At 64.3% G+C, this 4,149-nt stretch carries 4 protein-coding genes and 1 pseudogene; all 5 read right to left on the bottom strand.

What is annotated here, in order from left to right; genetic code table 11:
- A pseudogene (locus tag EN969_RS36105) lies at positions 1-132 on the bottom strand (carbohydrate ABC transporter permease); the annotation flags it as partial.
- Between the two features lies 1 nt (position 133).
- Positions 134-1,096, bottom strand: coding sequence for a sugar ABC transporter permease (locus EN969_RS19545; RefSeq protein ID WP_063168799.1), 963 nt, complete (start codon positions 1,094-1,096; stop codon positions 134-136).
- Between the two features lie 46 nt (positions 1,097-1,142).
- The gene (locus tag EN969_RS19550) at positions 1,143-2,411 is read right to left on the bottom strand and encodes an ABC transporter substrate-binding protein (RefSeq protein ID WP_063170315.1); all 1,269 of its coding nucleotides are present in this window, start codon (positions 2,409-2,411) and stop codon (positions 1,143-1,145) included.
- A gap of 282 nt (positions 2,412-2,693) precedes the next feature.
- A complete protein-coding gene (locus tag EN969_RS19555) occupies positions 2,694-3,182 on the bottom strand; it encodes a GNAT family N-acetyltransferase (protein ID WP_024504138.1) in 489 nt (162 codons plus the stop codon).
- A 5-nt stretch (positions 3,183-3,187) separates the two neighbouring features.
- On the bottom strand, positions 3,188-4,149 hold a 962-nt coding region (locus EN969_RS19560; protein ID WP_245467464.1), incomplete at its 5' end, for a lytic transglycosylase domain-containing protein.

Consider the following 4,149-nt stretch of genomic DNA (forward strand, 5'->3'; position numbering starts at 1 on the left):
CCACAGATCAGCCCGGAACAGATCGGTCCCGGATTTCAGGCTGGTGACGATGGCGTAATAGAACGGGAACACCGCGACGAAGACGATTGCCCCGACCAGCAGGTAAAAGGCCGTGCGCTTCACGATCCACATCTCAGCGGTCCCCGTCCAGGCTGATCCGGCCGATCCGGATGGTGACGATGGTAAGCAGAGCGAGAATGAGGAAGAGCAGGGTCGAGGCGGCGGAGCCATAGGCGAACTTGTCGAACTCGAACAGGTTCTCGCGGGCGAACACCGACATCGACTTGGTGTGCACATTGTTGGGCGTCAGCACATAGATCAGGTCGAAGATACGCAGCGCATCGAGCGCGCGGAAGATCACCGCCACCAACAGCGCGGGACGGATCAGCGGCAAGGTCACCCGCCAGAAGATCTGCCAGGGGTTGGCGCCGTCGAGCCTGGCGACCTCGATGATCTCCCTCGGCAGCATCTGCAGCGCGGCCAAGATGAGCAGCGTCATGAATGGCGTCGCCTTCCAGATATCGACGATGAGGACCGCCGCCATCGCGGTGTCGGCGTTGGCCGTCCAGGCGATCTTGGTGCTGATCAGGCCGAGATTGAGCAGCACCACATTGATGATGCCGAACTGGTCGTTGAGCATCCATTGCCACATCTTCGCCGAGACGATCGTCGGGATCGCCCAGGGGATCAGGATCGCCGCCCTGACGATGCCGCGGCCTCTGAATTCGGCGTTGAGAACCAGGGCAACGATGGTGCCGAGGATGGTCTCGCAGGTCACCGAAATCACGGTGAAGCGCACCGTGTTCCAGACGGCACGCCACCAGACAGGGTCGACCAGCAACCCGTCATAGAGGGTCCGGCCGCTTGGCATGTGAAGTACCGAAAAGTAATTGGCGAAGCCGACCCATTGGCGCGCGTCGAGATCGGCCAGCGAGGCGTCGGTGAAGCTGAAATAGACCGTGCGGGCAAGCGGCCAGCCGGCCGCCGCGGCGAGCACCAGAAGCATTGGCGCCAGGAAAAGCCACGCCGAGCGAACGCGCTGTGCCCTCAACGGCGCGTGCGCGGCCTTGGCTGTTTCCGGTTTCATCCCTGTCATCTCGCTCCGCTCGCTGCGGTCCCGCCGGCCGGCTGTCCCAGTATCGTCACCAGCCTCGGCCCTTCAGCTTGGTCAGCGTCGCTTCGAGGTCGGCCAGATTGTCGGCGGCAGTGCCGTCGCCCGAGAGCGTGTTGTGAACAGCGTTCCAGAACTGGCTCGACGCCTCGTTGTATTTGATCCTGGTGGCGGCCGAGGGGCGCGGCACCGCATTGAGAAAGATCTGCTTCCAGCGCGGAATAATCGGGTGTTCCATGGCAATGTCGGCATCGTCATACAGCGCCTGGATGGTCGGCAGATTGGACGTCTTCAGCGCGCGGTATTTCTGCATCGCGGGCGAGGCAATGAACTTGACCAGCTCGATCGCGGCATCCGGATGCTTCGAATATTTGGAGACCGCGAGGTTCCAGCCACCCAGCGTCGCGACCGGTCGGGCGCCTTCGCCGGTGCCGGCCGGCAGCGGCGCCACGTCGAACTTGCCCTTGATCGGCGAGCCCTCGCCGTTGCCGAGCGCATAGGCATAGGGCCAGTTGCGCATGAACACCGCGTTGCCGGTCTGCCAGACGCCGCGCGATTCCTCTTCCTGGTAGGCGAGCACGCCGGGCGGCGCGATGGTCCCGACCCAGCCCTTGACCATATCGAGCACCGCCGCCGCTTTTGGATTGCTGATGGAGATGGAGCCGTCCGGCTCGATGATCTGGCCGCCGCCATTCGACATCACCCATTCGAGCGCGTCGCAGGTCAGCCCCTCATAGGCGTTGCCCTGAAAGACGAAGCCCCAGATATCCCGATTGCCGGCTGCACGTTCCTTATCCATGACCAGCCTGGCGGTGTCCGCCAGTTCCTTCCAGGTGGCCGGCACCTTGGCGCCATATTTGTCGAGGAGATCCTTGCGGTAGTAGAGCGCCGGCGCATCGGTGAAGATCGGCAAGGCGACGAGCTTGCCATTGACGGTCTGCGACCGGATGATCGACGGGAAATGCTCGGCCACGATGTCCCTGGTCGCTGCGGTCAAATCGACGAGCTGGCTGGCGAGCTGCGGCGCCCAGATCACGTCCGTCTGGTAGACGTCGATGTCGCTGTTTCCGGCGGCAAGCCACAGCCGGTACTGGCCGAACTGGTCGGTCCCGGACGTCGGCATGACGACGATGTTGACCTTGTTGCCGCTGTCTTTCTCGTAACGGTCGAGGATCTCGCGCAGCACCTTGATGCCGTCGCCGGTATCGCCCGACACCATCGACAGCTCGACGGCCCGCGCCGGCGTACCAATCAGCATGGCGGCGACGCCGAGCGCCAGGAATGCGTGAGAAAACTTCATGGTGATGGATGTCCCTCCGCAGCCGGCGACAGGAAACACTCCACGCGCCGGCAGCTTGTCGGACCCCGCCTTCCATTGAATGCGAAGCGGCGCTTTGGGTTCCCAAATCGCGCCGTTCCTGCGTGAGGCGACACCCATCAGGGGGTGTTGAGATTCAGGTCAGGCCGAGTCGAAAATGGTGGTTTCCGAGAACCGGAGCGGAGCGTACTTTTGGGTACGTGAGCACCGGAAGCGCAGGAAGCCATCATTTGCAGGCCGGCATCACCTGAATATCAGCACACCCTAGCCTTCCCAGGCGACAGGCATCATCCCCAGCCGCTCATAGAGCCGGACGGCGGCGGGATTCTCGACCGTGTTGGTCTTGAGGTCGACATGGTCGGCGCCGCGTTCGCGAAAAACGGCGAAGGCGTGCCACATCAGCGCTTCGGCAACACCCTTGCCGCGCGCCTCGGGATGAACGGCAAGATCCTTGACGAAGGCGCGGGTCCAGCACAGCGCCGCCGCCGCCAGCCGGCCCTTGGCGTCGATGACGAGGAAGCACAGCGCCGGGTCGAATTCGGGATCGTCCGCGATACGCGGCCACCACTCGTCGAACGGACCATCGGCGCCGTCATCGAACACTTCCGTCAAAAGCGCATGCAGGGCGGGCGCGTCACCAGGCTCGAAACTGCGCATGACAAAGCCGTCGGGCCAGTGCGGCGGAACCAGCGTCTCATCGAGGATCTTGCGCAGCCGGATGTCGTTCAGGGCCGGCGGGCGCGGTTCAGGCATCGCGCTCAGGCGTCGGGTTGCAGGCGACGGCGCTGGCGGTCGCGGCCAAGGCCGGTCGCCTCGAGCAGGCCCTTGCGCTTGGCGTCGTAATAATAGCCGGTCTGATAGAGCCAGTCGGCCTTCTTGGCGTTGCCGCCGGCCACCAGCCAGGCGCCGCGCAGATATTTGACCGCGTATTTTAGATTGGTTTCGGCGTCGAACAGGCCCTTGGCCGGTCCGTCATAGCCCATGCCGCGTGCCGTCGCGTGCTTGATCTGCATCAGTCCCCAATGGCCGTTGTTGTAGGCTTTCGGGTTGAAGGTGCTCTCGCGGTTGACGACATGGCGCACCAGGTCCACCGGCACCTGGTAGATCGCCGCATATTTCTCGATCAGCCGCTCGACATCGCCACGCACGCCCGTCGCGTGTTCTTCTTGCACGGGCCCTGCCGGAAACTGGACCAGGGCCGCCGGGTTCTGCGGCACGACATAGGCGACCTGCTGGACGCCGGGCATGCGGTCGCCCTTGGCGGTTGCCGGCACGATCAGCCCCGCGGTCGTATAAGTCTCGGCCGCCTTGACCGGTTCGTTCGCATTTGCCGGCGGCGGCGCCTGCCAGGCATTGGCGGTCATCACCGCGGGCACGGCTGGTGCCGCCGGTGTCGATCCGGCAAAAGCGGCGGTCGCCGCAGCCGGCTGTGCGGCGGAATCGGGCGGCAGCTCGGCCGTCTGAACGGGGGCGATCCCCGATGATTCCGGCAGCACCGAAACCGTCTCCGGCAGAGGCACGGTGAAGCCGGCATCAGCGCCGGCGGCGGTCGCTGTTTCGGTGAGAGCAGGCGCGGACTTCATCTGCGAGGTCGACGTGCAGCCGCTGATGCCGGCGGCGGCCAGGATCACGCCGATCGCGATAAGGTTGAGTTTTGCTGGCAAGCCGCGCTCGGGTCCGGTTTGTCGGGTTGTTAAGAAATCCCTTACACCAGCGATTC

Origin of the sequence: Mesorhizobium sp. M7A.F.Ca.CA.003.01.2.1 (assembly GCF_003998945.1) — a bacterium.
In the GTDB taxonomy this organism is placed as follows: Bacteria; Pseudomonadota; Alphaproteobacteria; order Rhizobiales; family Rhizobiaceae; genus Mesorhizobium; species Mesorhizobium ciceri.